The organism is Knoellia pratensis (assembly GCF_042666395.1).
GTDB lineage: Bacteria > Actinomycetota > Actinomycetes > Actinomycetales > Dermatophilaceae > Knoellia > Knoellia pratensis.
In genome coordinates, this window is the sequence record NZ_JBHTDJ010000002.1 from 308,017 (window position 1) to 334,152 (window position 26,136).

Here is a 26,136-nt window from a genome sequence, read left to right on the forward strand (position 1 = left end):
TCAAGGCATGAGCGGTTCCATCCACACCGGCGGCCCCAAACAGCTGACCCTCGACGACCTGCGCAGCGGCGCCGAGACCGGCGAGTTCGACACAGTCATCGTCGCCTTCACCGACATGCAGGGCCGGCTGACCGGCAAACGGTTGCACGCGGCATACTTCCTCGATCATGTCCTCGACGGGGGAGCGGAGGGGTGCAACTACCTCCTCGCGGTCGACGTCGACATGAACACCGTCGACGGCTACGCGATGTCCTCGTGGGAGAAGGGCTACGGCGACTTCGAGTTCGTCCTCGACCTCGACACCCTGCGGCGCACCCCGGGGCAGCCCCACTCCGTGACGATCCAGTGCGACCTCTCCTGGCTCGACGGCTCCGGGGCGGTGCGGCAGTCGCCCCGTGGAATCCTCAAGACACAGGTCGAGCGGGCCGCCGAGAAGGGTTGGATGGCCATCGCCGGAACCGAGCTCGAGTTCATCGTCTTCGAGGACACCTTCGACTCCGCCTGGGACCGGCGCTACGTCGGCCTCACCGCAGCCAACCGCTACAACGTCGACTACTCGATCACCGGCGGGACCGTCGTCGAACCGCTCTTGCGCGAGATCCGCAACGAGATGTATGCCGCGGGCGTCACTGTCGAGGGGGCCAAGGGTGAGTGCAACTACGGTCAGCACGAGATCGGCTTCCTCTACGACGAGGTCGTCCGCACGTGCGACAACCACGTCATCTACAAGACGGCGGCCAAGGAGCTCGCGGCCAAGCACGGCATGTCGCTGACCTTCATGGCGAAGTACGACGAGCGCGAGGGCAACTCGTGCCACATCCATCTGTCGCTGCGCGGACTCGACGGCAAGGCCGTCTTCGCGGACAAGGACCGTGAGGGTGGGCAGGGCATCCTGCACGACCAGTTCCTCGCCGGAGTCCTCGCGACGATGAGTGACTTCACCTACTTCTATGCGCCGAACATCAACTCCTACAAGCGTTTTGCGCCAGGGTCGTTCGCGCCGACGGCCATCGCCTGGGGTCGTGACAACCGGACCTGCGCACTTCGCGTGGTCGGACACGGCGCCGGGTTGCGGATGGAGAACCGTGTGCCCGGGGGTGACGTCAACCCCTACCTCGCGGTCGCCGCCATGCTCGCCGGTGGCCTCTACGGCATCGAGCACGAGCTCGAGCTGGAGCCGGCCTTCGAGGGCAACGCCTACAACTCCGACGTTCCGACTGTGCCGGCGACGCTGCGCGAGGCGCGTGACTTGCTCGCCGCATCGTCCATCGCGCGTGAGGTCTTCGGCGACGACGTCGTCGACCACTACGTCAACGCTGCGGACGTCGAGCTCAAGGCGTTCGACGCCGCAGTGACCGACTGGGAACGCATCCGAGGCTTCGAGAGACTGTGAGTGCAGGCATGAGCACGACGCATGACGTGATCAACCCGGCGACCGAAAAGTCGGTGCGCACCATCGACCTCGTCGGGGTCGAGGAGACCGACGAGGCCGTGGCTCGCGCCGTCGAGGTCGGACCGACCTGGCGCGCCATGGCGCCCGCCGACCGGGGCCGGCTGCTGCGCCGCTTCAGTGAGGTCGTCGACGACCACCTCGACGAGCTGGCCGCCCTCGAGGTCGAGAACGCCGGCCACACCATCGGCAACGCGCGCTGGGAGGCGGGCAACGTCCGCGATGTCCTTGCCTACTACTCCGCAGCCCCGGAGCGCCTCTTCGGGCAACAGATTCCCGTCGCTGGCGGGATCGACCTGACCTTCAAGGAGCCCCTCGGGGTCGTGTCGATCATCGTGCCGTGGAACTTCCCCATGCCCATCGCGGGCTGGGGCTTCGGGCCCGCTCTCGCTGCCGGCAACACGGTCGTCCTCAAGCCGGCCGAGCTCACCCCGCTGACCGCAATGCGTCTCGGCGAGCTCGCCCTCGAGTCAGGTGTACCCGAAGGCGTCTTCACCGTGCTGCCCGGCAAGGGCTCGGTCGTGGGGGAGCGGTTCGTCACCCACCCCGACGTCCGCAAGGTCTGCTTCACGGGATCGACGGCGGTCGGGCAGGGCATCATGCGCAAGGCCGCCGACCAGCTCAAGCGGGTCACGCTCGAGCTCGGTGGCAAGTCGGCCAACATCGTCTTCGACGACGCGGACCTCGACATCGCAGCCGCCGCCGCACCGATGTCCTTCCTCGACAACGCTGGACAGGACTGCTGCGCGAGGACGCGAATCCTCGTGCAGCGCAGCGTCTTTGACGCGTTCATGGAGCGGTTCGAGGCAGGCATGCGCGCCGTGCGCGTCGGCGACCCGAACGACGAAGCAACTCAGATGGGCCCGCTCATCAGCGCGGGTCAGCGCGACACCGTGCGCGGGTTCATCGAGGACTCCGACGAGACCGTCGACGTCGCCTTCCGCGGCACCGCACCCGAGGGTGTCGGCTACTGGTACCCACCGACGGTCGTCCTCCCGGGCAGCACGAACGACCGGGTCTGGCGCGACGAGATCTTCGGCCCTGTGGTGGCCGTTCTGCCGTTCGACGACGAAGCCGACGCGATCCGCCTCGCCAACGACACGGCATACGGGCTGTCGGGTTCCATCTGGACGCGCGACGTGGGTCGAGCGATCCGCGTCTCACGCGCCGTCGAGGCAGGCAACCTCTCGGTCAACAGCCACAGCAGCGTGCGCTACTCGACGCCGTTCGGCGGCTACAAGGCCAGTGGCATCGGGCGCGAGCTCGGCCCCGACGCGCTCGACGCGTTCACCGAGGTCAAGAACATCTTCATTTCCACTTAAGAACTAGACCGCTCCATCACTGAAAGGACCCAGCACATCATGGGAGATCGGCTCGCAGGCAAGGTCGCAGTCGTCACGGGGGGATGTTCGGGCATCGGCCTGGCGACGGTGCGTCGCTTCGCCGAAGAGGGCGCCAAGGTCGTCATAGGAGACCTCGACGACATCAACGGCGAGCGCATCGCGGGGGAGGTGGGCGGCACCTACGTCCACTGCGACGTCACCGACAAGGACCAGGTCGACGCGCTCTTCGCCACGGCCAAGAACACCTGGGGCAGCGTCGACATCGCCTTCAACAACGCTGGCATCAGTCCGCCAGAGGACGATTCGATCCTCAACACCGACCTCGACGCCTGGCGCAAGGTGCAGGAGGTCAACCTGACCTCGGTCTATCTGTGCTGCAAGGCGGCGCTGCCCTACATGATCGAGCAAGGGAAGGGCTCGATCATCAACACGGCGTCCTTCGTCGCGGTCATGGGCGCGGCGACGTCGCAGATCTCCTACAGCGCGTCCAAGGGTGGCGTCCTGTCGATGTCGCGCGAGCTCGGCGTCGAGTTCGCCCGCCAGGGAGTGCGCGTCAACGCCCTGTGCCCGGGCCCGGTCAACACCCCGTTGCTGCGCGAACTCTTCGCCAAGGACGAAGAGCGGGCCGCCCGCCGTCTCGTTCACGTCCCCATGGGTCGCTTCGGTGAGCCGGAGGAGATGGCCAACGCGGTCCTCTTCCTCGCCTCCGATGAGTCGAGCTTCATCACGGCCAACACGTTCCTCGTCGACGGCGGCATCTCCGGTGCCTATGTCACGCCCCTCTGAGGCGTCGTGGGAGAGCGGCCGGTCATCGGCATCACGAGCTATGTCGAGCAGGTAACCCGAGGTGATTGGGCGGGGCAGGACAGCACCGTCCTGCCCCACGCCTACGTCGAGCACGTCGAGCGAGCGGGCGCCATTGCGGTGGTCCTCCCGCCGCGCCTGGATGCCGACGACGCCCTCGTGGCAGGCCTGCTCGCGCGTCTCGACGGTGTCATCATCGCCGGCGGTGCCGACGTCGAACCCAGCAGGTATGCCGCCGTGCCCGACTCCCGCGTCCAGTCACCTCGGCCGGACCGGGACACCTTCGAGCTCGCGGTGGCCCGGGTCACCGCGCAGACTCGGCAGCCGTTGCTCGGCATCTGTCGCGGCATGCAGGTCATGGCCGTCGCGGCCGGCGGAACCCTCGAGCAGCACGTCCCGGACCGCGTCGGCCACGACGCGCACAGCCCGACACCGGGTGTCCATGCCTCGCACCACGTGGCGCCGGTCGATGGCACGAGGCTTGCCTCGATCCTCGGCACGGCGGTCCTCGATGTCCCGACCTACCACCACCAGGCGGTGCGCACCCACCCCGGCTATGCGGCTGCCGCGTGGCACGAGGACGGGACGCTGGAAGCAATGGAGGACACGGCATACCCATTCCGTCTTGCCGTCCAGTGGCACCCGGAGGCGGGGACGGACACCCGGCTCTTCGACGCTTTGGTGCAGGCGTGCAGCGTCATCCAGCAGCGTGGGTGACACTGGACGGGTGAGAATCCCAGGACTGGCGATCGCTGCAGGTGGTGTCGGACTCGCTGCGTGGCTCGTGCGCGCAGGACGTCCGATTCCCGAGGCCATGGGCGGACGGGCCACCGGCGCCCGCGCTGCCCGGATGGCGGAGTCGCCCGAGTGGTCCAACGGCAAGTTCCACAACCAGCAGCTGCGATTCGAGCCGTCCTCGCGCTCCATCGCTGGCAGCGTCAAGGAACTCATCGCCGGCCGTCAGGAGCGACACCCGGTCGGAGACGTGCCGCTCGTGCGCGAACCTCTGGGACCCCTCGCGGAGGGCACCCATGTCACGTGGCTGGGGCACTCGACCGCGCTCGTCCAGGTCGACGGCACCGTCGTGCTGCTCGACCCCGTGTGGAGCGATCGCTGCTCGCCGTCGCAGCAGGTCGGGCCGCGCCGGCTCCACGAGGTGCCGGTCGCGCTCAAGGACCTGCCGCCGGTGGATGCCGTCGTCATCTCGCACGACCACTACGACCATCTCGACATGGAGTCGATCAAGGAGCTCGCGGCCCTGCGTCCCGAGACCCGCTTCGTCGTCCCGCTCGGCGTCGGCGCCCACCTCGAGAAGTGGGGCGTCCCCCTCGACCGCATCGACGAGCTGGACTGGCACGAGGACACCAAGGTCGAGGGTGTGCGACTCGTCGCCACCCCGGCGCAGCACTTCTCCGGTCGCGGGCTGTCGCGCGACGGCACCCTCTGGGCCTCGTGGGTCATTGAGGGGGAGTCGCACAAGGTCTTCTACTCGGGTGACACGGGCTACTTCGTCGGGTTCGCCCAGATCGGGGAGCGCTATGGCCCCTTCGACGTGTCGCTCGTGCAGGTCGGTGCCTATGACGATGGATGGCCCACGATCCACATGACACCCGAGCACGGTGTCGAGGCCCACCTCGATGTGAAGGCCGGTGTCATGGTGCCGGTGCACTGGGGCACGTTCAATCTCGCGTTCCACCCGTGGAGCGAGCCGATCGAGCGCGTCCTCGTCGAGGCGCAGCGTCGTGGAGCGAAGGTCGTCGTGCCGCGCCCCGGTGAGCGCATCGACGTGGCGGACCTGCCTGAGGCCTTGAGTTTCTGGTGGCGTTCGATCACCTGAGTCAGCTCGTCGTGAAACCCGGTCGCTCGCGGAGCGCAGCACTGGTTGACTCGCCGGGTGACTGACGCCCCGGGTTTCTATGAGCACCTGACCTTCAACGCCCCCCTGTCCGACGCGCGGGCCGACGCCCTCGCAGGGCGATTGGCAGCGGCCGAACCCTCCACCGTCCTCGACGTCGGGTGCGGCTGGGGTGAGCTGTTGATCCGAGTGGCCGCTCGCGCAGCCGGAGCGACTGCTCTCGGCGTCGACACCGAGGAGCGCCACCTGGCCCGAGGACGCGCGCGGGCTCGCGAGCTCGACGTGTCGACGCGGGTGACGTTCGAGAACCTTCCCGGTGACCAGCTGACCGAACCTGCGGACATCGTCATCTGCATCGGCTCCTCGCACGCCTTCGGTGACACGCCGGCCGAGGCGCTTGCTGCCCTCAAGCCGCTCGTGCGACCCGGCGGTCGACTGGTCCTGGGTGAGGGGACGTGGGAGGTGCGAGGACCGGCCCAACCCGATCTCGTGTGGGATGACGTGGTGGCTCTGCCCTCAGTGGGCGCGCTCACTGACCTGGCCGTCGAGGCGGGATTTCGGCCGCTGTGGATCGAGACCGCCAACGAGGACGAGCTGTTTGCCTTCGAGTCCGGCTACCTCGCCGATCTCGAGGAGTGGCTGCTCCACCACGACGACGCCGAGGTGCGCGCCCGTGCGGACGAGCACCGGAAGCGTTGGCTGCACGGCTATCGCAACGCGTTCGGTTTCGCCTACCTCACGCTCGGCGTGCCCACGTACGTCTGAGTGCTGAATCGCTCAGGACTCGGCGGGCCGACCGGTGTCGCGCACGAGATAGACCCAAGGAAAAGCCCGGCAGCCCAAGACCCACCCGTCCTTCTCGTGACGCGCGAGCGACCCGGTCCAGACGACACGCTTGTGCTCCCACTGCGTGGGGGTGCGGACCACGAGGTGGCGCAGTATCCCGGCCCGGACCGTGTGCCAGCCCAGTCGACCGGCGATCTCCAGTTCGGCCATCTCGTCGAATGCCGTGACCGGCCCCAGCCATCGCTGCTCCGGGGTGAGCGTGTCGTCGCTGCGGTCGCCGAACCGTTGCTGGACCGCCTGGCGGGTCATGCCGAGCTCGGCTCCGATCGCGGCCCAACTGTGGCCGGAGGCGCGAGCCGCACCGACCGACTGGTGCAGCAGGTGGCGCACCGAGCCCTCGGCGTCGGCGACGCGTCGGACCAGTCCCAGAGGGTCGTCCTCAGGGGCGCCGTCGAGGATCGCGGAGCCGATCGCGTCGACCAGTTGGGTATGCCCCTCGCTCTCCTCCGTCGTCTGCCTCGCCTTGGTCGTCTCGCTCACCGGGGCCTCGCGGCCGGGATCAGCGTTCGTCACGACTGGGCAGCCAGGCGTCGCCCGACCCCTCGTCGGTGGGTTTGCGGAACGTCCCGGATCCCAGGAGGTAGGCGCCGAGAACCATGAACGCGACGCAGGCGCCGGTGAACAGACCCCTGTCGAAACCGTCACGGCCTCGCGACAACGTCAGCGAGACGAATCCCAGGAGGACGAGCAGCATGCCGGTCGAGAGCGAAGTGCGCTTCTTCGGACGGAGAGTGAGTCGAGTTGCCATGCGTCAACGGTAGGTTGACATCGGCGATCATGTCAACCGTGAGTTGACGCCGCCGGCGCAGGCGCGCGATCCGACCGCCGGTTGCTCCTTGTCCACAGCCCCGACGCCGGGATCCTCGTCGTCCACAGATGGTGGCTGGGGGGACAGAGCGGTCGGGGTTCGGTGCCATGCTGGGCGCTCACACCACGACGGGGGAGGCCCGATGAGTCAGGACAGCCGGGCACGGCAGCAGCGCAGTGACTGGGGGGACGGGAGCGCCAGGTCGACCGAGGCACTCATCGCGCTCGCTCTCTCTGCGCTCGCATCACGGCGTGGCCGGGCCTTCGACGATGCGGCAGTCTCGCTGGCGCAGCGGTGCAGTGATGCGCACGGACGTCGGTCAGTGGTGTCCACGCTCGTCGAGAACGTTGCGGCTGCGACGACCCAGGCGTGGGAGCGCGGGTGGCAGCCGGCCGATGTGCATCGGGTCGCCGCTCGCACCGTGGGCGGCGAGGAACAGTCGCTCGTCGTCGACGCCATGAGTGAAGAGCTCGGACGCTATGCCGCCTCGACGGTGGACCATCGATGGCTGGCCCAGGTCGACGAGCTCGACGGGGGAGTCTGGTGGGCGCGATCGCAGACCTGGCTCGACGCTCGCCGCGACCGTGGCGTCGACTGGCTGACCCTGCTCTCCCAGACCTTGACGGTCCTCCATCTGCTGTGGACCCTGCCGACCATCGAGCGGCTCTCCCCACTCCCCGGGTCCGTCCGACCTCCCGAGCCGGGAGCGTCCAGCGAATCGGACGCATCGCACGCGGCTGCGCCACCGGCCGACGCTCGGATCCTCGCCCGGGTCCGGATGCTGCTTGCCAAGGCCGAGTCGACGACGTTCGAGGCCGAGGCCGAGACCTTCACCGCGGGCGCCCAGGCACTCATGGCCCGACACAGCATCGACGCGGCTCTGCTCGCCGCCGATGAGAGTCGCGAAGGTCGGAGCAACGACGGGCCGCACGGTCGGCGCATCGGCATCGACACCCCCTATGACGGGCCCAAGGCCGTGCTGCTCGACGCGGTGGCGACCGCCAACCGGTGTCGGATGGTGTGGAGCCGCGAGCTCGGGTTCGGGACGGTCATGGGTTTCGAGGCCGATCTCGACAGCGTCGAGCTGCTCTTCACCTCGCTCCTCGTGCAGGCCAACGCGAGGTTGATGGCAGAGGGCAAACGCGCCGACCACCGTGGCCGGAGCCGCACCCGTTCCTTCCGCCAGTCCTTCCTCACCGCCTACGCCCATCGGATCGGTGAGCGGCTGCGCGAGGTGATGGATGCCGAGGTCGAGTCGGCCAGGGCCACCGCCAGCTCGCGGGGACAGGAGCTCGTGCCGCTCCTCGCCGCCCGCGCGGAGGAAGTCGACGAGGTCGTGGGCGAGTGGTTCCCGGTCGTCAAGAAGAGTTCGGTCGGATCCGTCCGCGACGCGGAGGGGTGGAACGTGGGCCGGGCGGCCGCCGACCAGGCGTCGCTCGACGGAACCGCGTCCCGAGGACGAGTGGGCAAGGGCCGACGCTGAGGGTGCTGGGCTCGGCGGGTCAGCGAGTGAGCAGGTCAGCGGGTCTGGCCCGCGCGCACCATGTCGACGGCCTTGGCCACGCGATCAATCCGGGTCCGTTCGCGCTTGGCCTCGGTGATCCAGCGGACGAACTCCTTGCGGTGCGAGTAGGCCATGGCGGTGAAGGCCTTCTCGACGGGCGGGTCCGCCGCCAACGCCGCGGCCAGGTCGTCGGGGACCTCGACGGTGCGCGGCGTGAGATCGGCGGCGATGTCGAAGGTCACCTCATCACCGAGTTCCACACCCGCCTCGGCGCGTGCCGCCTTGCTGAAACCGACGAGGTTCTCGTCGCCCATACGGGCCAGGCGCAACGGGATGGCCTTGCCCTTGATGGTCACGATGACGGGGAAGACCTTGGCGCCATCGCCCATCGCAGCAACCTGCTCGTCGGTGAAGGCGAACCCTCCGGCCGGGCCACGCGGCTCGAGGATGGCGGTCAGGTGCAACGTCTCTCCCATGGAAGGTGAGCGTAGCGACGCAGGCGAGCGGGCGGCATACTCGCGAAGAATTCGTGATTGACCGCGATGTGGACAGGCCTTCCCGGATGCTGGCCGGCCATGTCAGTCTCTCCCCGTGACTCTCATGTCCGTGGCCACCGCCACCGTCATTATCGACTAGCGCGACGAACTTCACCGTTCGTCGCGCAGACCTCCCACACCTGGGGGGTCTTTTTGTTTGGTCGACGACGGTGAGCCTGAGTCGGCCGGGCAGAAGGCTCGGCCGCCACACCCACGGCCGCTCGAGCAGCAGCGCACGTCGACAGCGACACTTGAGACACACGTTTTGGCGAAGCCCATGCACGAGACCAGATCGAGGCGACACGAATGAGCGACTTGCACGTCTACGACACCACCTTGCGTGATGGTGCCCAGCAGGAGGGCCTCAACCTCTCCGTGGCGGACAAGCTCGCGATTGCGTCGCACCTCGACGACCTCGGAGTCGGCTTCATCGAAGGTGGCTGGCCCGGTGCGAACCCCAAGGACACGGAGTTCTTCGCCCGGGCCGCCACCGAACTCACGCTCAAGAACGCCACGCTCGCGGCGTTCGGGGCGACTCGCCGAGTCGGGGGCAAGGCCGCGACGGACCCACTCGTGCGCGCGCTCATCGACAGCCAGGCGCCCGTCGTCACCCTTGTCGCGAAGTCACACATCGGCCACGTCGAACGCGCGCTGCGCACCACGGGCGCCGAGAACCTCGAGATGATCCGCGACACGGTGTCGTTCCTGCGTGGGGAGGGGCGGCGCGTCTTCCTGGACGCGGAGCACTTCTTCGACGGGTATGCCGTGGACCGCGCCTACGCGATCGAGGCGCTGCAGGCGGCCCTCGAGTCGGGTGCGGAGGTGGCGGCCCTGTGCGACACCAACGGCGGCATGCTCCCTGGGCAGGTCTGGGACGTCGTCAAGGACGTCGTCGCTGCTCTCGGGCTCGACCCGACGACTGGGGCTGCGCGCCTGGGGATCCACTGCCACAACGACACCGGCTGCGCCGTCGCGAACTCGATGGCGGCCGTCGACGCCGGGGTCACCCACGTGCAGGGCACGATCAACGGCTACGGCGAACGGACCGGCAACGCCAACCTCGTCACGGTCGTGGCCAACCTCCAGCTCAAGGAGGGGCTCGAGGTCATGGACCCGCACCTGCTCCAGGAGTCGACGCGGATCAGCCATGCCATCAGTGAGATCACCAACGTGCCGGCCTACTCGCGTCAGCCCTACACGGGGGCGAGTGCGTTCGCGCACAAGGCTGGCCTGCACGCGAGCGCGATCAAGGTTGACCCGGATCTCTATCAGCACCTCGACCCCAAGGCCGTCGGCAACGACATGCGCATGCTCATCTCCGACATGGCCGGGCGCGCGTCGATCGAGCTCAAGTCGCGGGAGCTCGGCCTCGAGCTCGACCCCACGGACACGCAGGACAGCGCGCTCGTGGCCAAGGTGCTCGCCCGGGTCAAGGACCTCGAGCTGCGTGGCTACACGTTCGATGCCGCCGACGCGAGCTTCGAGCTCCTGCTGCGACGAGAGATCGCCGGGGCGCTTCCGGCCTTCTTCGAGATCGAGTCGTGGCGGGTCATCACCGACTCGCAGGCGGAGGGCAACGCGCTCTCGGAGGCGACGGTCAAGCTCACCGCCGGCGGCAAACGTGTCCTGCGCACCGGTGAGGGCAACGGTCCGGTCAACGCACTCGACCACGCGTTGCGGCTCGCACTCGCCACGGCATACCCGGAGGTGGAGCATCTCGAGCTCATCGACTACCGGGTGCGCATCCTCGACGCCGCCCACGGCACCGACGCCGTGACGCGCGTCCTCATCGAGACCAGTGACGGTGAGACCACCTGGGAGACGATCGGGGTTGCACCCAACATCCTCGAGGCGAGCTGGATGGCGCTCGTCGAGAGCGTCACCTATGGGCTGCTCCGGGCGGGGGTCCCGGCCCGCTGACGACTGGGTGGATCGCTTGGTGGCGACCGGGCGGGGACGGTCCCGACTCTCCGGGTGCGGTCTCCGGAGCAGCGGCCTAGGCTCGGTGGGGGCCATTCGGTCCCTGCGCATCTCGGGGAGGGTTCAGATCGATGACATCGTCACGCACACACCGCACATACCGCACAGGCCTTCGGGCAGCGTTGGCCGTCGCCATCACGGCGGTGGCCGTCGGGGTCACTGGCGCCACAGTCGCGCATGCTGCGGAGCCGATACCGCCGGGAACGTTCACCTTGGAGCGATCGAGCTCGGATGGCGCCGTCGTCGACGCCCTTGATGCCGCGCTCACGACCGTCACCATCGATGGCGTCGCCGCCGATGCCAACCGAGAGGGGCGGACGGGAGAGGACTGCAAGTCGGTCCTGCCCGAGGTCACGACGAAATACTGCTGGCAGAGCGACGACAACAACACGAACCAGTGGTGGGCACAGGGAGTGACGAGCACCTACGACGCCTACGGCAGCACGGGTGTCACCCCGGATGGGCGCAAGCTCCTCGTGGCGTCCTGGTACGACAAGGACCAAGACACAGAAGAGCCCGACGACGGCATCAACAAGGGAGCCCGGATCTCGGTCCTCGACCGGGCGAACGCCAAGTACCGTCACGTTCTCCTCGCGGTGCCTGACGGCACAGCCACCTCGCCGACGTTCCGCATCGCCAACACCCACGCAGGTGGCCTCGCCTGGTATGGCCGCTATCTCTACGTAGCCGACACCGACGGGATCCGGGTCTTCGACATGGGACGGATCTGGCGGGCCAACACGAACATCGAGGAGTCCATCGGCAAGACGGCTGCCGGCTACGGCGCCTATGGTTACAAGTACGTCGTGCCGCAGGTCCACCGCTACGCCGGCCAGGACACGTTCCGGTACTCGTCGGTGGCGGTGGACCGCACCACGTCGCCGGACACCCTCGTCGCGACGGAGTACCGCACGCCGGGTGACACCTCGCAGGCTTCGCCTCGCACCATCCGCTACGACCTCAACGAGACCACGAAGCTCGTCGCCGAGGACTCCTCCGGGGTGGCGGGCGCCGACGGTGCCTGGACGATTGGTGTCGACAGCCTGCAAGGTGGCGTCTTCGTCAACGGCAGGCTCTACCTGAGCCAGAGCGACGGCGAAAGCCGGATATTCGATGGCGACCGGGGCGACGTCTACCGCTACACACCGTCGTCGGGTTCGCTCGTGAGGTGGGGCAACCACCTGCCGGTCGGGACCGAGGACTTCAGCTACTGGAGCGGCCTCGACGAGCTGTGGACCACGGCCGAGTACCCCGGGTTGCGCGGCCTTTACGCCTTGGACTACGGCTACTACAGCCGCTGAGCGTCAGCGTCCGCCCGTGCCACGATGGTGGCATGGGCGGACCCGGCAGTGACCTCGTGGTGCGGCCGGGACCGGGTATGCCGGGTGGTCTCGTCATCGACGCCGCCGACCTCGTGGAGCGGTTCAGTCGGTCGTCGGGCCCGGGCGGGCAGGGGGTCAACACCACGGACAGCCGGGTGGAGCTCCTCTTCGACCCGGCCGCCTCGACGTCGCTGACGCCGACCCAGATCGAGCGCGTCCTGGAGGTCCTCGCATCGAGCCTCGTGCAGGGGAAGCTCGTGATCGCCGCGTCCGAGTACCGCTCCCAGCTGCGCAACCGCACCGCAGCCCGGGAGCGCCTCGGGAACCTGTTGCGTGACGCCCTGGCGCCAGCGCCGCCGTCCCGTCGGCCCACTCGACCGACCCGCGGCTCGCAACGTCGACGCCTCGACGCCAAGAAGCGGCGCGGCAACGTGAAGTCCGGTCGGGGTCGCGTTCCGCCCGAGTGACCTCACGATCGTGCTGTCGGCACTGTGGTGCAGGCTGCTGACATGAGCCATGACGCGACGGAGCCCTCGGCGGGCGCCCTCCTGGTCACCTTTGCCGCCTGCATCGACGCGGCGGACTGGGAGGGCCTCGCGACCCTTCTCGCTGAGGACTTCGAGTGCCGCTATGCCACCACGGGCGAGGTCTTCGACAAGGACGCCTTCATCGCGGTCAACCGCGACTATCCCGGACGCTGGCGCTTCGAACGCGAGGACATCGTGGACGCAGGGGAGCGCGGCGTCCTTCGAGCCCGGGTCAGCGACGCCACGGGCCAGTCCGACGAGACCCACTTCGTGGCGACGTTCGCGACGGCCCGCGCTGGCCTGCTGGTCGAGATCGTCGAGGTGTGGGCCGAGGTCACGCCCGTCCCGCTCGATCGCCGACCCTCCTAGGCCAGAGGAGCGGGGAGGCTCTCCACCACGTCGAGGAGGCGTTGGCGCAGGTCGTTGGAGCGCTCCGCAAACGCGCGCTGACGCTCCAGGTATGCCGCCTTGCCGGCTGCCGTCTCGATCCTCACCGGCTCGACGTCGTAGTCCGAAAGGTCGTAGGGCGACGCCTGCATGTCGAGCAGGCGGATCTCCTTCGCGAGATCGAAGCAATCCATCGTCAGGTCACTGGGGACGATCGGCGTCAGCTTGGTCGCCCACTTGTAGACGTCCATGCCCGCGTGCAGACAGCCAGGCTGTTCCAACTCCACCTGCGACTCACGCGTTGGTTGGATCGCGTTGCGCGACAACGCTTCTGGCGTGAAGAAGCGGAACGCATCGAAATGGCTGCAGGTGATCTGGTGCCGCTCGACCACCTCGTCCGTCTCGATCTGGCTCAGCCGTAGTGGTACCTGCTCGTGGCGCACGTCCCCCTCATGAGCGCGGTAGACCATGGCCCACTCGTGGAGCCCGAAACACCCGAGCCGGGCAGGTCGCGCCGCTGTGGCTGCCAGCAGGCGGCCGATGAACTCCACAGCCCGACCGCGCGCAGCGACGAAGGCGTCGACATCGACTTCAACCGCGTCACCGACCACGCCGTAGTGTTTCCACGATGCTCGATCCAGCACCGACGCTCCCTCGAGGCGCACGCCCGCCCCGGGGTGCCAGCGCCGCAGTTGTGACGGCTTCGTGGAGTAGTAGCTGAACAGGAAGTCCTCGATCGGATGAGGCACACCCTGGCCCCGCCGCGAACGGTGGTCTGCCGTGGCCGCATCGACCCGTTCCTGGTGCGCTGCCTCCAGTGCAGACCATGCCTCGAGACCCATGAGCGTGGGCATCTTTGAGGGGCGGATGGCAGCGTTCATGACCTGACCAGCGTAGGTGAGCGACTTCGCTCGACCTCCCGCCGAGTGTCGGATCCCTGTGCAACGATCCGATGAGCCCGCAGAGCCGTGGGCCGTGACTGACCTGGAGCTGATCTCGTGCGTCGAATTCTCACCCTTGTGATTGCGTCGTTCATCGCCCTCGTGGCCCCGTCCGCGGCCTACGCGGGTCCGAGTCAGGGGGCTGAAAGGGCGACGAGTTGGTACCTCGCCCTCGGTGACTCTCTCGCTGCGGGATATCAACCGGGCGTGGGCGATGACCGGGCCGGTGGCTACGTCGGGGGAGTGCTGGATGCCTTGCAGGACACCGCACCCAAGGCAAGGCTCCGCAACATCTCCTGCTCCGGCGCGACGACCACGTCCCTCATGGGCACCGACCGCTGCACCTACGACGCGGGCAGCCAGCTCGCTGAGGGTGTCGAGTTCCTCAAGGCCCACAAGGGCAAGGTCGACCTCGTGACGATCGACATCGGCGCCAACGACGTGACCCCCTGCGCCCGCCCCACCGTCGACGTGAACTGCGCCCTCGCTGCCCTCGGCACGGTCGAGCGCAACCTCACCGCAACCCTCGGTCAGCTGCGGGCAGCCACTGGCCCGGACACCCAGATCGTCGTCCTCAACTACTACAACCCGTTCCTCGCCGCGTGGCTCACCGGGCCGACGGGCCAGCAGGTGGCCGGCCTCTCGAGCTTCCTGCAGACCCTCCTCAACGGAGCAGTCGCCCGCTCGGCCGCCACCGTCGGAGCAGACGTCGCCGACGTGGCCACGGCGTTCAAGTCCGCTGACACGACACCTGTTGCGACGGCATACGGGACCATCCCGACAAACGTCGCGACGATCTGCGCGTGGACCTGGATGTGCACGAAGAGCGACATCCACGCCAACGACGCCGGGTATGCCGTCCTCGCCGACACCGTTGCGGGTCGCCTCGGGTGACGTTCCCGGGACAGTCATGACTGAATCGATCTTTGAGGCCGCAGGCGGCGCGGAGGGAATGCTGCGCCTCGCCGACGCGTGGCACCAGAGGGTTCTCGCGGATCCCGTTGTCTCGCATGCTTTCTCTCATGGTTTCAGGGAGGACCACGTCGAGCGCCTCGCCGCCTACCTGGGCGAGGCGTTGGGCGGGCCACCGACCTTCACCGATTCAATGAGCACCGAGTCCGACGTGGTGCGCCTGCACTCGGGGGAGGGCCTCCACGAGGAGATGGACCAGCTGGCCCTCGTGGCGTGGGACCGGGCGCTCGCAGACTGCGGACTCCACCATGACCCGGCACTCGCTGCAACGTTGCACGACTACTTCGCGGACGGCATACGCCGGATGAGCGAGCACCCTCACGGACCGGACACCGTTGCGGAAGGCATGCCCCTGGAGGTGTGGACCTGGGACTCGTCGTGCCTCGACGAGCGCGGGTCCTAGAGTGAGCGCGTGCGCATCGCGAGATTTACGACAGGTGAAGACCCCGTCTATGGCTTGGTCGACGGAGCAGGCGAGAAGATCGCCGAGATCACCGGGGACCCGCTCTACACGAAGATCGAGCTGACGGGCGCGACCCACCTCGTCGCGGATGTGCGGCTCCTCGCGCCGGTCATCCCGCGCAGCAAGGTCATCGGCATCGGCAGGAACTACGCCGACCACGCCAAGGAGATGGGTGGCGAGGCGCCGTCCACGCCCCTCATGTTCCTCATCCCCAACACCGCCGTCGTCGGTCCGGGAGACCCCGTCGTCATCCCCGGCTTCACCCAGGAGGTGAGCTACGAGGGGGAGCTGGCCGTCATCATCGGCCGCCTTGCCAAGGACGTGCCGGTGGACCAGGCGCTCTCGGTCGTCTTCGGCTACACCGTTGCCAACGACGTCACCGCACGTGACCTCCAGCGTGGCGACGGGCAGTGGGCGCGAGCCAAGGGCCTCGACACGTTCTGCCCGCTCGGGCCGTGGATCGAGACCAGCCTCGACCCGTCGGCCTGCCGGATCCGGACGACTCTCGACGGTGACGTCGTCCAGGACGGCCCGACCTCCGACATGGTCCACGGTGTGGCGCAGCTCATCGCGCACGCCTCGCAGGCGTTCACCCTGCTGCCGGGCGACGTCATCCTCACGGGCACCCCGGCCGGCGTGGGTCAGGTCGTGGCGGGGCAGCGCGTCGACATCGAGATCGACCAGATCGGCACCTTGAGCAACCCCTTCGTCGACGCTGAGTAGCGCGCCCCCGGGCCAACGGACATGCAGTGTTCTTTTCCTGCGGCCGATGCCACGTTCAGCGGCGCATTCAGACCGAGTGAAGCGGGCTCATTGCATGTCCGTTGGCACCGCCGAGAACAAAGTTGAGAGAACTTTGTCGGAGGTGTCGTATCCACGAAGTCCCGTTCGTGGAGAGGATGAACGACATCGCAGGACGCCACTGACGGCGGCCGGTCGCTCACCAGAGGAGAACCACCATGACGCAATACATGCTTTCCGTTGTTGGCAATGTCGACGACGCGGTGCCTGCGGATGACGTGATGCAGGAGATGTTCGCGACGGTGGGGCGCTTCAACGACAAGGTGCAGGAGGCCGGGAAGTGGGTCTTCGCCGGCGGACTTGAGCCGATCACGACGGCAACGACGGTGGACGCCACGGGCGACACTCCCACTGTCACCGACGGACCCTTCTCGGAGTCCAAGGAGTTCCTCGGGGGCTTCTGGATCATCGACGTCGCGGACCTCGACGAGGCCCTCCAATGGGCCAAGGAGGGTTCCGCTGCCTGTGGTGCTGCGGTCGAGGTCCGTCCGTTCGACTCGGCTTCCCAGTGATCGCTTCCAGGTGAGCACTCCCGACCCCGCTGCCGCCCTCGGTGCGAACGCCGTCGCTGACGTCGTACGCGCCGAGTACGGCCGCGTGGTTGCCGGGCTCATTCGTCGCTACGGCGACATCGGGCTCGCCGAGGACGCCCTCGGAGAAGCCATCGTCATCGCGCTCGAGCGGTGGCCCCGGGACGGCGTCCCACCCAATCCCGCCGGGTGGCTCACGACGACGGCGAGCCGCAAGGCGCTGGACCACCTGCGCCGCGAGAAGGTCCGCGACGAGAAGTATGCGGAGGCCGCCATGATCACCGACGACATGCTCCCGGAGCCGACCGGTCCGATCTCCGACGACCGGCTCCGCCTCATCTTCACCTGCTGCCACCCTGCGCTCGCCGAGCCCTCCCGCGTGGCCCTGACGCTCCGCCTTCTGGGGGGTCTCACGGTCGCTGAGATCGCCAACGCCTTCCTCGTCCCCGAGACGACGATGGCGCAGCGCATCACCCGGGCCAAGACCAAGATCGCCAGGGCCGGCATTCCCTACCGCATCCCCGAGCACCACGACCTCGCCGAGCGCCTCGACGGGGTCCTCGCTGTCCTCTACCTCGTCTACAACGAGGGCTACCTCAGCTCGACGGCCGACAACGCCGACCGTCAGGACCTCGCCGACGAGGCGATCCGACTCACCCGGGCGGTGCGGTCGATCGCCGACGGCATCGGGTCACCACCTGAGGTCGACGGTCTGCTCGCCCTCATGCTGCTCAGCCAGGCCCGCCGTCCCGCGCGCATTGCCCCCGACGGACGCCTCGTCACCCTCGACGACCAGGACCGCACCCTCTGGGACACCGATCTCATCGACGAGGGACATGCTCTCGTCCGAGAATGCCTGCGCCGCAACGCTCCTGGCGCCTATCAGATCCAGGCCGCGATCCAAGCAGTGCACACGGACGCGCTCGACCCCTCACTCACGGACTGGAGTCAGGTGGCCGCGCTGTACGACCAGCTCATGCACGTCCGCCCTTCCCCGATCGTCGCGCTCAACCGAGCCGTCGCCGTGGCTGAGCTCGACGGGCCACAGGTGGCTCTGGCGATCGTCGACGGACTGGAGCTCACGGCATACGCACCATGGCACGCAACCAGAGCGGATCTGTTGCGCCGTCTGGGACAAACGGACGACGCAACCCGCGCGTATGCCGCCGCGATCGCGACCACAGAGAATCCGGCAGAGCGTGCGTGGCTGGCTTCGCGACGCGAGACCCTGCCCGAGCCGTAGGTCTCGCGCGCTACTTCTCGACGGTCCCTTTCTCCACGCGGAAGCCGAGCTTGATGCCGACCTGCCAGTCGGAGATCTGACCGCCGTCGCCGAGGTGGCCGCGGATCTCGGTCACCTCGAACCAGTCGAGGTTGCGGACACTGGAACTGGCGGAGGTGATCGCGTTCTGCACCGCGGCCTCGACACTCTCGGGTGAGCTGCCGACGAGCTCTGAGATGGCGTACACATGATTGGCCATGAGGTTCCTCCGGACGTCGTGCCGGACGCCGGTCGCCCGGTCCTGCCCTCAACGTAGACCCTAGAATCGGGGGATCATGAGCGAAAAGCCCACCCCCGCAGCCAGCAGCCCTCGACTTCGCGTCGCCCCGTCACCCACGGGAGACCCGCACGTCGGCACGGCCTACATGTCCTTGTTCAACCTCGCGTTCGCGCGACAGCAGGGTGGGCGCTTCCTCCTGCGCATCGAGGACACCGACCGTGCGCGCTTCCAGGCGGACAGTGAGCAACAGGTCTACGACACCCTCCACTGGCTCGGACTGACCTGGGACGAGGGCCCCGACGTCGGAGGGCCGTTCGCGCCCTACCGCCAGAGTGAGCGGCTCGACACCTACAAGCCCTACGTCGAGCAGCTGCTCGCCGACGGCCACGCCTACCACTGCTACTGCTCGGGGGAGCGGCTCACGCAGATGCGCGAGGTGCAGCAGAAGACCAAGCAGCCGACCGGCTACGACCGCCTCTGCTACGGCAAGACGCGCGAGGAGCGGGCCGAACTGCCCGGCTTCAGCGAGAAGGACCCGGTCGTCCGGATGCTCATCCCGGAGGACCCGCCGCTCACCTTCGACGACCTCATCCGTGGCACCGTCTCGGCTCCGCGCCCCGATGACCAGGTGATCCTCAAGGCCGACGGCTTTCCGACCTATCACCTCGCCGTCGTCGTCGACGACCACGAGATGGGCATCACCCACGTCGTGCGTGGTGAGGAGTGGATCAGCTCGACGCCCAAGCACGTCCTGCTCTACCAGTGGCTCGGACTGGAGCCGCCGAAGTTCGCGCACATGCCTTTGCTGCGCAACACCGACAAGTCCAAGATCTCCAAGCGCAAGAACCCGGCAGCGCGGCTCACGTGGTTCCGCGAGGAGGGCTACCTGCCCGAGGCGCTCGTGAACTTCCTGGCGCTGCTGGCCTATCCGCCGATCCTCGAGGAGGACGGGACCGAGCGCGAGGTCTTCACGTTCCGCGAGTTCAGCGACGGCTTCGACTGGAAGAAGGTCAACCCGGTCGGTCCGATCTTCGACCTCAAGAAGCTCGACTGGCTCAACGGTGTCTACATCCGCGAGCTCGGGCTGGGGGACTTCACGTCGCGCCTGCTGCCGTTCCTCGAGCGCGACGAGGTCATCTCGAGCAACCCGTCGCTCGGTGAGCTGGGTCGCCTCAAGGCGGTGGCCGAGCTCATCCAGACGCGCATCGCCCACCTCTCCGAGGCCTCGGTCCTCGTGCGCCCGTTCTTCGTCGCCGACGATGCCCTCGAGATCGCTGAAGACGCCCGTGGCCAGCTCAAGGACGACGCGGGCCAGGTGCTCGACGCAGCGCTGGCCGCCCTGGGTGACATCGACGACCACGGCGCCGGGGTCCTCGGGACCGACAGCGGGTGGAACGCAGCGGCCATCGAGGCAACGCTGCGAGACGCGATCGTCGAGGGCCTCGGGATCAAGCCGAAGTTCGCCTTCGGGCCGCTGCGCACCGCCGTCTCGGGTGCCCGGATCAGCCCGCCGCTGTTCGAGTCCATGGAGATCCTCGGCAAGACCTCGACGCTCACCCGCCTGCAGGCCCTGCGCGACTCCCTGTGACGGAGCCGGACTGGTCGCAGGTCGCCGGTGTCCTGTTCGACGCCGATGACACGCTCTACGACACCCGCTCGGCGATGCACATCGCGGGTGCCGTGGCTGCGGGTCAGCTCTGGCCGAAGGCGGATCCCGAGCGCATTGCCGTTGCCGGCGTGCGTTTTCGTGACGACCCCGAAGGTTGGTTCGCGGCCTATACCCGCGGTGAGCTGGAGTTCGACGAGATGCGTGAGCGTCGGGTGGCCGAGATCGGCCGCTGGCTCGAGGGGGGCGAAGAGGTCTCTCCCGAAGCGTTCTTCTCCCTCTACGAACCGGCTTTCCACGAGGCCCTGGACGGCTTTGCCGACGTCCGTCCGACCGTGGCGACGTTGCGTGACGCGGGCCTTGCCGTTGGCGTGCTGACGAACTCGTCGGGCGACTACACGACCACCAAGCTGAGCGCTGCCGGTCTCGACGGGGTCTTCGACGTCATCTGCAGCCGCGACACCCTCGGCTTCGGCAAGCCAGACCCCAGAGCCTTCCACGAGGCCTGCCGTCGGCTCGGGACGGATCCGGCGGCAACTCTCTATGTCGGCGACGAGCTCCACACGGACCCGCTGGGCGCGGCAGGTGCCGGTATGCCGGCCGCTTGGCTCGTGCGCGACGGTCACGTCGCGAAGGAGGGCCGGTCCGCCGTGGCGGCACACGGCATACCCATCATTCGCGGCCTCGCAGAGGTCGCGGATCGGCTCTCTCAGGCCGACGTCGTCCCCGTGCGTGCGACCGATTTGGGAGTGGGGGGAGCCGCCCGGTAGTATCACTCCTCGGTTCACCGGCGCATGAGGTCTTCGGGCCAAGGCGGCAGTGATACCCCCTTGGGGTATGGTGTAATTGGCAACACTACGGTTTCTGGTACCGTCATTCTAGGTTCGAGTCCTGGTACCCCAGCCAGTCAATGTCCTTGTGGCATAGGCTAATTCGAAGGAATTTCCGTTCTGCGGTATTCTTTCACCCGCTGTCCGGAGCTTGCTCTGACAGCAACAGCTAGGGCCCCGTTGTGTAGCGGCCTAGCACGGCGCCCTCTCACGGCGTTAGCGCGGGTTCGAATCCCGTCGGGGCTACAACACGAAGTCCCCGTCACCTTCAGGTGGCGGGGACTTTCGCGTTGCTGGGCGGCACGAAGCCGGGTGAAGGGCTCGCGCTCAGGCGGAGTGCTGCTCCTCCGCAGTCTTCGCGTGGCGGGCGAGCACCTCGGTGAGCTTGTTGGCGCCGGCGATCACGGTCGCTGCGTGGAGTCGTCCGGGCTGACGCGAGAGGCGCTCGATCGGTCCGGAGATCGACACGGCGGCGATGACGCGACCGGAGGGGGAGCGGACCGGTGCCGAGACCGATGCGACTCCGGCCTCGCGCTCGCCGACGCTCTGGGCCCAGCCGCGTCGCCGCACTCCGGAGAGGGTCGTCGCGTTGAAGGCTGCACCCTGCAGCCCGCGGTGGAGCCGGTCAGGCTCCTCCCAGGCGAGCAGGATCTGTGCGGCCGAGCCGGCGAGCATGGTCAGGCTGGCGCCGATCGGGATCGAGTCGCGCAGCCCGACGGGGCGCTCGGCGGCCGAGACACAGATGCGGTGCTCGCCCTGGCGGCGGAAGAGCTGCGCGCTCTCGTTGGTGTGGTCCCGCAGTGCGCCGAGCACCGGTCCGGCGGCCGCCAGGAGGCGGTCCTCCCCGGCGGCAGCGGCGAGTTCGCCGAGGCGCGGGCCGAGCACGAAGCGTCCCTGCATGTCACGACCGACGAGGCGGTGGTGCTCAAGGGCCACCGCGAGACGGTGCGCCGTCGGGCGTGCGAGCCCGGTGGCAGTGACGAGCTGGGCGAGGGTCGAGGGGCCTGCTTCGAGTGCGCTCAAGACGATGGCTGCCTTGTCGAGAACGCCCACCCCACTGGTGTTGTCCATGACTTGATACTGCCGTCCCAAGCCGTGAGACGCAAGTCCCGGGTTCGAGACCGCGTGACAATCTCGATGAGAGCGATGGTGCCGACCCTGTGCGAGGCGGCGCCCCGAAACTGTTTTCGTGGAGGTGTTGGCCGTGGGCAAGACCCTGGCAGAGAAGGTGTGGGAGTCGCACGTCGTGCGTCGTGGCGAAGGCGAGCCGGATCTCCTCTACATCGATCTCCACCTGCTTCATGAGGTGACGAGCCCGCAGGCCTTTGACGGGTTGCGTCTGACCGAGCGATCTGTCCGCCGACCCGATCTCACTCTGGCGACCGAGGACCACAACGTCCCGACCACGCCGGGCCCGATCACCGACCCGATCAGCCTCACCCAGGTGCAGACGCTTCGCACCAACTGCGACGAGTTCGGCATCAAGCTCTATCCGATGGGTGATGCCGAGCAAGGCATCGTGCACGTCGTCGGCCCGCAGTTGGGGCTCACGCAGCCGGGCATGACCGTCGTCTGCGGTGACAGCCACACGTCGACCCACGGCGCCTTCGGTGCCCTCGCGTTCGGGATCGGCACCTCCGAGGTCGAGCACGTCCTCGCGACCCAGACCCTGCCACTCAAGCCTTTCCGCACCATGGCCATCACCGTCGAAGGTGACCTGCAGCCCGGCGTCTCGTCCAAGGACATCGTCCTCGCTGTCATCGCCAAGATCGGCACAGGCGGTGGCCAGGGCCACGTCCTCGAGTTCCGTGGCAGCGCCATCCGCGCCCTGTCCATGGAGGCGCGAATGACGGTGTGCAACATGTCGATCGAGGCCGGTGCCCGCGCCGGAATGATCGCGCCCGACGAGACCACGTTCGACTACCTCAAGGGCCGTGACCACGCACCCCAGGGTGCCGACTGGGACGCTGCGGTCGCCAACTGGCGCGAGCTGCGCACCGACGACGACGCCGAGTTCGACAACGAGGTCATCCTCGACGCGGCCACCCTCACACCGTTCGTCACGTGGGGCACCAACCCTGGACAGGGAGCGCCTCTCGGCGAGAGCGTCCCGGACCCGTCGATGATGGAGGACACCGAGCGTCAGTCTGCCGAGCGTGCGCTCGAATACATGGGCCTCGTGGCCGGCACTCCTTTGCGGAACATCCCGATCGACACCGTCTTCGTCGGCTCGTGCACCAATGGCCGGATCGAGGACCTGCGTGCTGTCGCGTCGGTCGTGCAGGGCCGCAAGGTCGCCGACGGAACGCGCATGCTCGTCGTCCCCGGCTCGGCGCGCGTGCGCCTCCAGGCCGAGGCTGAGGGGCTCGATGCGATCTTCACCGAGGCTGGTGCCGAGTGGCGCCTGCCCGGCTGCTCGATGTGTCTGGCCATGAACCCCGACAAGCTCGCTCCGGGGGAGCGCAGCGCGTCGACGTCCAACCGCAACTTCGAGGGGCGTCAGGGCAAGGGTGGTCGCACCCACCTGGTCAGCCCCCAGGTCGCCGCCGCCACGGCGGTGCGCGGAACCCTCTCCAGCCCGTCCGACCTCGAGCCGCTCGCGGCTCCCGCCGCCGACCTCGCCACGCAGGAGGCCTGACATGGACGCCTTCACGACCCACACGGGCACCGGAGTCCCGCTGCGCCGCAGCAACGTCGACACCGACCAGATCATCCCGGCCGAGTACCTCAAGCGCGTGACGAAGTCCGGCTTCGAGGACGGCCTCTTCGCCGCGTGGCGCAAGGACGAGACCTTCGTCCTCAACGACCCGACGTATGCCGCGGGCTCGGTTCTCGTCGCGGGTCCCGATTTCGGGACGGGAAGTTCTCGAGAGCACGCGGTCTGGGCTCTCATGAACTACGGCTTCCGGGTGGTCATCTCGTCGCGCTTTGCCGACATCTTCCGTGGCAACAGTGGCAAGTCCGGGCTGCTCACTGCACAGTGCAGCCAGGACGACGTCGAGCTGCTCTGGAAGCTCCTCGAGAACGAGCCCGGGACCCCTGTCGTCGTCGACCTCGTCTCACGCACGATCACTGCGGGTGAGCTCGTCGCGGCCTTCGAGGTCGACGAATACACCCGGTGGCGACTGCTCGAGGGCCTCGACGACATCTCCCTCACGCTGCGCCATGAAGGTGACGTCACGGCATACGAGAGAACTCGTCCGGCATGGAAACCCGTCACGATCTGAGGCATTGAGCGCGCGACACGCCGTGTGGGAGTGGGCAGTTCGCGCCGACCTCCGACGCGGGGATGTTGGGGCTGATGTGACTCATGTGACTAGCCACTCGTAGTGATGCACGTGCTCTGACCTGACCACGAATGCCCGGGAGGCGGTCAAAAGCGTTGTGCTGCAACGCAATTGGCCTCGATTCGACATCTGCGGGTTGGATTCGTCGAGCGCGCTGTGGTCAAGCAAGGGAACCAGGGATGCGCCCGAATGTCCTTGTGGGACAACGGAAACCGTTCCAGAGGTGATGGACTCCGCTCTGCGTCGGGCCTAACGTCGTGACTGAACAGGCGATCGCCTGGTCACACACATCGTCGGTTAGCCCCGGCGGCACACTCGATGGAGAGACAGTGAACAAGGGAGAACTCGTCCGGGAGCTCGAGAAGCGTCTCGGCAGCCGCAAGGCAGCGACGGAGGCCCTCGATGCGGTCCTCGACACGATCGTCCGTGAGGTCACCAAGGGTGGCAAGGTCGGCATCACCGGCTTCGGTACCTTCGACCGCGTCGAGCGCGCCGCGCGCACCGGCCGCAATCCGCACTCCGGTGCCAGCGTCCGCATTCCGAAGTCCAAGGCTCCGCGCTTCCGCGCTGGCGCCGCATTCAAGACCTACGTGAAGAAGCCGTCCGCGCTGCCCAAGGCTGCCCCGGCTGCCCAGCGTGCGAGTGCAGGTACGGCTTCTGTCGTCGCCAAGGCGGCACCGGCCAAGAAGGCGGCCACCAAGGCGGCACCGGCCAAGAAGGCGGCCACCAAGGCAGCTCCGGCCAAGAAGGCCGCACCTGTCAAGGCTGCTGCCAAGAAGACGGCCACCAAGGCCGCCCCCGCCAAGGCTGCTGCCAAGAAGGCCGCACCTGTCAAGGCTGCTGCCAAGAAGACGGCCACCAAGGCCGCCCCCGCCAAGGCTGCTGCCAAGAAGGTCGTGGCCAAGGCTGCGCCCGCCAAGAAGGCGGCTCCGGTCAAGGCCGCTGCCAAGAAGTCTGTCGCGAAGGCAGCTCCCGCCAAGAAGGCGCCCGCCAAGAAGGCCCCGGCCAAGAAGGCATCAGCCAAGAAGAAGTGAATCCCTGCCGCGATCTCGCGGCATGCACGTCCGACAGGGTCGGCGCCTCGGTGCCGGCCCTGTCGTCGTGCCAGATCCAAGGGCGAACCCGAGTCAGGATGGTGCCGAGCCCCAGGCCGGGTCGTCACCGAACGGGTTGTCACAGAACAGGACTGACCAGTGCAGGCACCCGATGACGTCGTCGACGAGCTCATCGGTCTGCATGACCACGAGCCATCCCTGCGAGTCGTCCAGGGTGGGCGCGTCGCCCACGACCCCTCGTCGCTGTTGGTAGGTGGTGTCCGTGGGGGCGCAGTAGCGGCTGCCTTCGGCGGCCGGGCCGACGTAGAGGAAGAGGAGTTGGCTGTCGGCAAAGACGTCCTGCTTCCCGAGCGCCTCTGACACCTCGTACTTGTGGCAGGCACCGTTCACCGAGGATTCCGGTCCCGCCTGCACCTGCGCTCCAAGCAGGGCCCGGGCCTGCGACTCGCTGGACACCTTCCAGGCGCGCACGGACTCGAGGATGCAGACCTCTCGATAGTCCTGGACGATCCATCCGGCGTCGTTTGTGGAGAAGCCGCACTGTTGGGCCACCCACGCGTGGGTCGGCTCGGACTCCACCCGACTGGCGACTGCGTCTGCGCGTTGCTGCGACTGCGTGAGCTCTGCCGCGATGCGCTGGCTGATCTGGTCGCCGAGCGCGTTGCGTTTGCCGTGGGCGGACACCACTCCGGCGATGTTGATCACGAGATAGAGCACAACCACGAGGGCCACGAGGGCTGCCATCGCCTTGAGGGCGATGCCGAGGGCGCGCTGGAGAGTGGGCATG

At 67.9% G+C, this 26,136-nt stretch carries 28 protein-coding genes and 2 tRNA genes; 23 read left to right on the forward strand and 7 right to left on the reverse strand.

The features are described from left to right. Positions 1–7: 7 nt before the first annotated feature. Genes ACFQRE_RS08535 through ACFQRE_RS08560 form a run of 6 tightly spaced genes read left to right on the forward strand, consistent with a single transcriptional unit; the run spans position 8 to position 6,217 of the window. A complete protein-coding gene (locus ACFQRE_RS08535; protein ID WP_380121106.1) occupies positions 8–1,393 on the forward strand; it encodes a glutamine synthetase family protein in 1,386 nt (461 codons plus the stop codon). An 8-nt stretch (positions 1,394–1,401) separates the two neighbouring features. After that, complete coding sequence (locus ACFQRE_RS08540; RefSeq protein WP_380121108.1) at positions 1,402–2,772, forward strand: aldehyde dehydrogenase family protein; 1,371 nt, start codon at positions 1,402–1,404, stop codon at positions 2,770–2,772. Between the two features lie 39 nt (positions 2,773–2,811). Next, complete coding sequence (locus tag ACFQRE_RS08545) at positions 2,812–3,579, forward strand: 3-oxoacyl-ACP reductase (RefSeq protein ID WP_380121111.1); 768 nt, start codon at positions 2,812–2,814, stop codon at positions 3,577–3,579. A 6-nt stretch (positions 3,580–3,585) separates the two neighbouring features. Then, positions 3,586–4,314, forward strand: a complete 729-nt coding sequence (locus tag ACFQRE_RS08550; protein WP_380121113.1) for a gamma-glutamyl-gamma-aminobutyrate hydrolase family protein — start codon at positions 3,586–3,588, stop codon at positions 4,312–4,314. 10 nt (positions 4,315–4,324) lie between these two features. Continuing rightward, a complete protein-coding gene (locus ACFQRE_RS08555) occupies positions 4,325–5,434 on the forward strand; it encodes an MBL fold metallo-hydrolase (protein ID WP_380121115.1) in 1,110 nt (369 codons plus the stop codon). Between the two features lie 57 nt (positions 5,435–5,491). Further along, positions 5,492–6,217: an SAM-dependent methyltransferase gene (locus tag ACFQRE_RS08560; RefSeq protein ID WP_380121117.1), complete on the forward strand. Its 726-nt coding sequence runs from the start codon at positions 5,492–5,494 to the stop codon at positions 6,215–6,217. 12 nt (positions 6,218–6,229) lie between these two features. On the opposite strand, the gene ACFQRE_RS08565 is transcribed toward ACFQRE_RS08560, so the two are convergent. Both ACFQRE_RS08565 and ACFQRE_RS08570 read right to left on the reverse strand, forming a co-directional pair. Next, positions 6,230–6,811 carry a hypothetical protein gene (locus ACFQRE_RS08565; RefSeq protein WP_380121119.1) on the reverse strand — a complete coding sequence of 194 codons (582 nt, stop codon included), beginning with the start codon at positions 6,809–6,811 and terminating at the stop codon, positions 6,230–6,232. Next, entirely contained in the window at positions 6,798–7,046 is a 249-nt protein-coding gene (locus ACFQRE_RS08570) for a hypothetical protein (RefSeq protein ID WP_380121121.1), read from the reverse strand. Before ACFQRE_RS08570 ends, ACFQRE_RS08565 begins: the two co-directional genes overlap by 14 nt. 202 nt (positions 7,047–7,248) lie before the next feature. On the opposite strand from ACFQRE_RS08570, the gene ACFQRE_RS08575 reads away from it, so the two are divergent. Continuing rightward, positions 7,249–8,589: a DUF2786 domain-containing protein gene (locus ACFQRE_RS08575; RefSeq protein WP_380121123.1), complete on the forward strand. Its 1,341-nt coding sequence runs from the start codon at positions 7,249–7,251 to the stop codon at positions 8,587–8,589. Between the two features lie 35 nt (positions 8,590–8,624). Here ACFQRE_RS08575 and ACFQRE_RS08580 read toward each other — a convergent pair whose 3' ends face one another. Further along, complete coding sequence (locus tag ACFQRE_RS08580) at positions 8,625–9,086, reverse strand: YdeI/OmpD-associated family protein (protein WP_380121125.1); 462 nt, start codon at positions 9,084–9,086, stop codon at positions 8,625–8,627. A gap of 366 nt (positions 9,087–9,452) precedes the next feature. Here ACFQRE_RS08580 and cimA point away from each other — a divergent pair, with 366 nt between their 5' ends. From cimA to ACFQRE_RS08600, 4 genes are all read left to right on the forward strand, one after another. After that, entirely contained in the window at positions 9,453–11,066 is a 1,614-nt protein-coding gene (gene cimA, locus ACFQRE_RS08585) for a citramalate synthase (protein ID WP_380121127.1), read from the forward strand. A gap of 131 nt (positions 11,067–11,197) precedes the next feature. After that, positions 11,198–12,427 carry a hypothetical protein gene (locus ACFQRE_RS08590; RefSeq protein WP_380121129.1) on the forward strand — a complete coding sequence of 410 codons (1,230 nt, stop codon included), beginning with the start codon at positions 11,198–11,200 and terminating at the stop codon, positions 12,425–12,427. A 32-nt stretch (positions 12,428–12,459) separates the two neighbouring features. Further along, positions 12,460–12,915 carry an alternative ribosome rescue aminoacyl-tRNA hydrolase ArfB gene (gene arfB, locus ACFQRE_RS08595; RefSeq protein ID WP_380121131.1) on the forward strand — a complete coding sequence of 152 codons (456 nt, stop codon included), beginning with the start codon at positions 12,460–12,462 and terminating at the stop codon, positions 12,913–12,915. 42 nt (positions 12,916–12,957) lie between these two features. Continuing rightward, the gene (locus tag ACFQRE_RS08600) at positions 12,958–13,344 is read left to right on the forward strand and encodes a nuclear transport factor 2 family protein (RefSeq protein ID WP_380121134.1); all 387 of its coding nucleotides are present in this window, start codon (positions 12,958–12,960) and stop codon (positions 13,342–13,344) included. Here the strand turns inward: ACFQRE_RS08600 and ACFQRE_RS08605 are convergent. Beyond that, positions 13,341–14,243, reverse strand: a complete 903-nt coding sequence (locus ACFQRE_RS08605) for a 3-methyladenine DNA glycosylase (protein WP_380121136.1) — start codon at positions 14,241–14,243, stop codon at positions 13,341–13,343. The genes ACFQRE_RS08600 and ACFQRE_RS08605 overlap by 4 nt on opposite strands. A 117-nt stretch (positions 14,244–14,360) precedes the next feature. Between ACFQRE_RS08605 and ACFQRE_RS08610 the strand changes: the two genes are divergently transcribed. The 5 genes from ACFQRE_RS08610 (at position 14,361) to ACFQRE_RS08630 (ending at position 18,312) form a co-directional block, all read left to right on the forward strand. Further along, positions 14,361–15,197: an SGNH/GDSL hydrolase family protein gene (locus ACFQRE_RS08610; protein ID WP_380121139.1), complete on the forward strand. Its 837-nt coding sequence runs from the start codon at positions 14,361–14,363 to the stop codon at positions 15,195–15,197. A gap of 16 nt (positions 15,198–15,213) precedes the next feature. Next, positions 15,214–15,678 (forward strand): group II truncated hemoglobin, encoded by a 465-nt coding sequence (locus ACFQRE_RS08615; RefSeq protein ID WP_380121141.1) that lies wholly within the window; start codon positions 15,214–15,216, stop codon positions 15,676–15,678. Positions 15,679–15,687: 9 nt separating this feature from the next. Continuing rightward, positions 15,688–16,461: a fumarylacetoacetate hydrolase family protein gene (locus ACFQRE_RS08620; RefSeq protein WP_380121143.1), complete on the forward strand. Its 774-nt coding sequence runs from the start codon at positions 15,688–15,690 to the stop codon at positions 16,459–16,461. A 236-nt stretch (positions 16,462–16,697) separates the two neighbouring features. Next, positions 16,698–17,051 carry a YciI family protein gene (locus tag ACFQRE_RS08625; protein WP_380121146.1) on the forward strand — a complete coding sequence of 118 codons (354 nt, stop codon included), beginning with the start codon at positions 16,698–16,700 and terminating at the stop codon, positions 17,049–17,051. Positions 17,052–17,061: 10 nt separating this feature from the next. Then, positions 17,062–18,312: an RNA polymerase sigma factor gene (locus ACFQRE_RS08630; protein ID WP_380121148.1), complete on the forward strand. Its 1,251-nt coding sequence runs from the start codon at positions 17,062–17,064 to the stop codon at positions 18,310–18,312. A 10-nt stretch (positions 18,313–18,322) separates the two neighbouring features. Here ACFQRE_RS08630 and ACFQRE_RS08635 read toward each other — a convergent pair whose 3' ends face one another. Beyond that, a complete protein-coding gene (locus tag ACFQRE_RS08635; protein WP_380121150.1) occupies positions 18,323–18,550 on the reverse strand; it encodes a dodecin in 228 nt (75 codons plus the stop codon). Between the two features lie 76 nt (positions 18,551–18,626). Between ACFQRE_RS08635 and gltX the strand changes: the two genes are divergently transcribed. The 4 genes from gltX (at position 18,627) to ACFQRE_RS08655 (ending at position 21,253) form a co-directional block, all read left to right on the forward strand. After that, positions 18,627–20,159 (forward strand): glutamate--tRNA ligase, encoded by a 1,533-nt coding sequence (gene gltX / locus ACFQRE_RS08640; RefSeq protein ID WP_380121153.1) that lies wholly within the window; start codon positions 18,627–18,629, stop codon positions 20,157–20,159. Further along, the gene (locus ACFQRE_RS08645) at positions 20,156–20,947 is read left to right on the forward strand and encodes an HAD family hydrolase (RefSeq protein ID WP_380121155.1); all 792 of its coding nucleotides are present in this window, start codon (positions 20,156–20,158) and stop codon (positions 20,945–20,947) included. The genes gltX and ACFQRE_RS08645 overlap by 4 nt, the downstream gene beginning before the upstream one ends. Before the next feature lie 61 nt (positions 20,948–21,008). Then, a tRNA-Gln gene (locus tag ACFQRE_RS08650) sits at positions 21,009–21,083 on the forward strand. A 97-nt stretch (positions 21,084–21,180) separates the two neighbouring features. Then, positions 21,181–21,253 (forward strand) — tRNA-Glu (locus ACFQRE_RS08655). Positions 21,254–21,334: 81 nt separating this feature from the next. Here ACFQRE_RS08655 and ACFQRE_RS08660 read toward each other — a convergent pair. Next, a complete protein-coding gene (locus ACFQRE_RS08660; RefSeq protein ID WP_009778172.1) occupies positions 21,335–22,078 on the reverse strand; it encodes an IclR family transcriptional regulator in 744 nt (247 codons plus the stop codon). Between the two features lie 133 nt (positions 22,079–22,211). Between ACFQRE_RS08660 and leuC the strand changes: the two genes are divergently transcribed. From leuC to ACFQRE_RS08675, 3 genes are all read left to right on the forward strand, one after another. Further along, a complete protein-coding gene (leuC, locus tag ACFQRE_RS08665) occupies positions 22,212–23,645 on the forward strand; it encodes a 3-isopropylmalate dehydratase large subunit (RefSeq protein ID WP_380121643.1) in 1,434 nt (477 codons plus the stop codon). A gap of 1 nt (position 23,646) precedes the next feature. After that, a complete protein-coding gene (leuD, locus tag ACFQRE_RS08670; RefSeq protein WP_380121157.1) occupies positions 23,647–24,234 on the forward strand; it encodes a 3-isopropylmalate dehydratase small subunit in 588 nt (195 codons plus the stop codon). A 389-nt stretch (positions 24,235–24,623) separates the two neighbouring features. Next, a complete protein-coding gene (locus ACFQRE_RS08675) occupies positions 24,624–25,328 on the forward strand; it encodes an HU family DNA-binding protein (RefSeq protein ID WP_380121159.1) in 705 nt (234 codons plus the stop codon). Positions 25,329–25,421: 93 nt separating this feature from the next. Here ACFQRE_RS08675 and ACFQRE_RS08680 read toward each other — a convergent pair whose 3' ends face one another. Then, positions 25,422–26,135, reverse strand: a complete 714-nt coding sequence (locus ACFQRE_RS08680; RefSeq protein WP_380121161.1) for a hypothetical protein — start codon at positions 26,133–26,135, stop codon at positions 25,422–25,424. Between the last annotated feature and the right edge of the window lies 1 nt (position 26,136).

Coding starts and splice junctions, on each gene's coding strand:
- ACFQRE_RS08535 (WP_380121106.1), top strand. CDS start 8: ATGAGCGGTTCCATCCACACCGGCGGCCCCAAACAGCTGACCCTCGAC.
- ACFQRE_RS08540 (WP_380121108.1), top strand. CDS start 1,402: ATGAGCACGACGCATGACGTGATCAACCCGGCGACCGAAAAGTCGGTG.
- ACFQRE_RS08545 (WP_380121111.1), top strand. CDS start 2,812: ATGGGAGATCGGCTCGCAGGCAAGGTCGCAGTCGTCACGGGGGGATGT.
- ACFQRE_RS08570 (WP_380121121.1), bottom strand. CDS start 7,046: ATGGCAACTCGACTCACTCTCCGTCCGAAGAAGCGCACTTCGCTCTCG.
- ACFQRE_RS08575 (WP_380121123.1), top strand. CDS start 7,249: ATGAGTCAGGACAGCCGGGCACGGCAGCAGCGCAGTGACTGGGGGGAC.
- ACFQRE_RS08580 (WP_380121125.1), bottom strand. CDS start 9,086: ATGGGAGAGACGTTGCACCTGACCGCCATCCTCGAGCCGCGTGGCCCG.
- cimA (WP_380121127.1), top strand. CDS start 9,453: ATGAGCGACTTGCACGTCTACGACACCACCTTGCGTGATGGTGCCCAG.
- ACFQRE_RS08590 (WP_380121129.1), top strand. CDS start 11,198: ATGACATCGTCACGCACACACCGCACATACCGCACAGGCCTTCGGGCA.
- arfB (WP_380121131.1), top strand. CDS start 12,460: ATGGGCGGACCCGGCAGTGACCTCGTGGTGCGGCCGGGACCGGGTATG.
- ACFQRE_RS08600 (WP_380121134.1), top strand. CDS start 12,958: ATGAGCCATGACGCGACGGAGCCCTCGGCGGGCGCCCTCCTGGTCACC.
- ACFQRE_RS08605 (WP_380121136.1), bottom strand. CDS start 14,243: ATGAACGCTGCCATCCGCCCCTCAAAGATGCCCACGCTCATGGGTCTC.
- ACFQRE_RS08615 (WP_380121141.1), top strand. CDS start 15,214: ATGACTGAATCGATCTTTGAGGCCGCAGGCGGCGCGGAGGGAATGCTG.
- ACFQRE_RS08625 (WP_380121146.1), top strand. CDS start 16,698: ATGACGCAATACATGCTTTCCGTTGTTGGCAATGTCGACGACGCGGTG.
- ACFQRE_RS08635 (WP_380121150.1), bottom strand. CDS start 18,550: ATGGCCAATCATGTGTACGCCATCTCAGAGCTCGTCGGCAGCTCACCC.
- gltX (WP_380121153.1), top strand. CDS start 18,627: ATGAGCGAAAAGCCCACCCCCGCAGCCAGCAGCCCTCGACTTCGCGTC.
- ACFQRE_RS08660 (WP_009778172.1), bottom strand. CDS start 22,078: ATGGACAACACCAGTGGGGTGGGCGTTCTCGACAAGGCAGCCATCGTC.
- leuD (WP_380121157.1), top strand. CDS start 23,647: ATGGACGCCTTCACGACCCACACGGGCACCGGAGTCCCGCTGCGCCGC.
- ACFQRE_RS08680 (WP_380121161.1), bottom strand. CDS start 26,135: ATGCCCACTCTCCAGCGCGCCCTCGGCATCGCCCTCAAGGCGATGGCA.